The organism is Peribacillus sp. NPDC056705, assembly GCF_043656335.1.
In genome coordinates, this window is the sequence record NZ_JBHTYI010000098.1 from 1 (window position 1) to 2,567 (window position 2,567).

General features: G+C 49.2%; 1 protein-coding gene. It reads right to left on the minus strand.

Annotation, left to right across the window (positions count from 1 at the left end; translation table 11 throughout):
- Window positions 1–298 precede the first annotated feature (298 nt).
- Complete coding sequence (locus tag ACFRAK_RS27655; RefSeq protein WP_394572983.1) at window positions 299–2,551, minus strand: FAD-dependent oxidoreductase; 2,253 nt, start codon at window positions 2,549–2,551, stop codon at window positions 299–301.
- Window positions 2,552–2,567 lie beyond the last annotated feature (16 nt).

A 2,567-nucleotide genomic window follows, 5' to 3' on the forward strand; every position in this document is an offset into this window, starting at 1 on the left:
GGTTCGGTCATGACCTCGAATCACGACCCACTGCTGTACACCGCCCATGTTAAACCTCTCCATGGTGGCGATGCTCTCCGATGTCCTCCGTAATCCCTTGACTCGAATCGGCGGCGTGTAACCCTTTCGCAAACGAAATCTTAGCATGATTAGCGCTACCTCCTTCGCATGATCTTAACGTTAAAGGCATGACTGAATCTGATGATCGTATCGTCATTGTACATCGATAGTTCCCCCCAAGCCTCCGCTCCCGGACCGATCTTCCCCTAGGACTTTGAGTTCCTTGACGACGATACGATTATTCGTATACGCGAATTTCAACAACCTCCACAAATCGGCCTCCGTTTGTTGCCTCCATGATAAGACGAAGTGCATCGATTTTGACCGGTTGCGATAACCTATGCACTTTTTTGCGTTTGTTATTCCCCGTCTCCCTGTGGAGAACGTTCCATTGTCCTTCTCGTCTGCCTTCCAGCCGATAATCGCGAACAAGTTCTGGTATCACGTCAAAAAGGGTGCGGTGATGATGAAGGTTAATCAGGTCCTCATTAACATCATCATTAAATACGATGTGTACTTGACTTAAATTGATTATCCTGGGCGTCCATTCCAATTCCAGCCAAGCTTCATCACCGCGATTGAGAGCTTCCGATTTCCAAGCGTGCGGACTTCCATAAGGACGTCTATAACCATCTATTACTTTATCTGGACTATATGCTGACGTCTCCGGTAACGCGCGGTAACAGAACGTCTTACGCTTAAGCCCTCTACTCTCCCATTGAAGTACTAACTGGTCTTCTCGCTGGTCGATGAGATTACTAGGAGCGTCTAAACCCTTGTTTTTGCGGAAACTGAGAATACCGGTTTCATAACTATCATCGATATATAGGTTGATTAAGGGATTGGCTTTAATGATGATGAATCCATTCATGGGAGCATCAGGCTGCCAAGATAACGGCACACCCACCCACTGAGCCTCGCCAGCGGGAACGCTTGTTGTAGCACGTAATTCGAATATATTGGGTACATAGTTTTGCGGATTACTTGCGCTCCATACCTCGACGGTTAACTCGGTATCAACTGATGAATCCAGCAATAGCTTCAGTTCGGACAATTCAGGATCTACAGGGAGCAGTAATCCAGCATCGGTGTCCAAAACTGACTTCCCTGATGCATTCTCGGCAGCTAGCTGTACACGAGTATTGGAGGCGCTGATGGTTGCCAGTCGGGCCAAATCTCGACCATCCGTGTTAACCAGGCCGAGAACCGAAGCATCTTCTCGAAGAAGGGTTTGACGTAATTCTTCTAGATGGTGCCGATAGACGTTACGCGGCGTTACTCCACGCTGAACGGCTATGGCTGCACCGGTTCCGGCCGCCTCGCCCATCACCGCACAGGTAGCCATCACCCGAGTCGAGCCAAAAGCAATATGCGTCGCACTCACATTACGTCCAGCAAACATCAGATTTGCAACGTTGATAGAATAGAGCGAACGAAATGGAATGTGGTAACTGCCATCCATATGCAAGTGCTTCGAACCGCTTTCGGTCGCATACATGCCTTGAGGTGGATGAAGATCGATTGACCAACCTCCGAAAGCCACACTGTCCTCGAATTCACGTTGAGCGATGATATCGTTCTGATTAAGAATATAATCGCCAACAAAGCGACGGTATTCTCGTTTGCCTGGTAAAGCGCCGACCCATTCTAACGTCATATTATCAGACTCGAATTTGCCCGAATTTTTAATGTAATCCCAAATGCCATAAATGACAGACCAGAGTTCATCCCGAATCGTCTCGTTCTCATGCACGGTGTCCAGTTCCCCTCCCCACTCGATCCACCAGTAGTCGCAGCCGGAGTCTCCGCTTCGAATGACACGCTGCATAGGGATGGTAGTCTGCGTAATATCCTTGGCGAAGCTGGGTGGCACAAATTTTACGGAATGACCTGCGTCCTTGGTATAGAACAATAAGGTGCTTCCAAGCGTAATGTCATCGGCACTTGCAGGTGCCCACCTTTCTTCATGCTCATGTTGTGCTTCGCGTCCCAATCGATGCTTGGCCCCAGCCAAAAATCCCACTAGTCCATCTCCAGTGCAGTCCAAGTACATATCGCTGTTGAATCGAATCTTCCGTTCGGAACCCATCATCCAGCCCGTGACAGAATTAATCCGCCTTTGATCTGACTCCCCTTCGGCTTCTACCTCATGAACGTCTGTGTTAAGGAATAGCTGGATGTTCGGTTCGACTTTTACAGCCTCCATCAGGACCAAATCCCAAATATACGGGTTTCCGTCTGGATTACGGTATTGATTCTCTAGAAACAACTCGCCCATGATCCCCGTCTCTCGCGCATTTCGATGGATGCCATGTGCCGTTGCGCCGCACACCCATACGCGTACCTCGCTGCTGGAATTACCACCCAGCACGGGTCGATTATGCACGAGGGCAACAGAATTCCCCAGCCGAGCTGCTGCAATCGCCGCATTAATTCCTGCTAGTCCCCCTCCTACAACGGTTATGTCTATTCGAATGGTTTCCTCTCGCATCACATTCACCTCTAAT

Excerpts from the sequence above, each read along its gene's own strand:
- ACFRAK_RS27655 (WP_394572983.1), bottom strand. The coding sequence starts at position 2,551 with ATGCGAGAGGAAACCATTCGAATAGACATAACCGTTGTAGGAGGGGGA.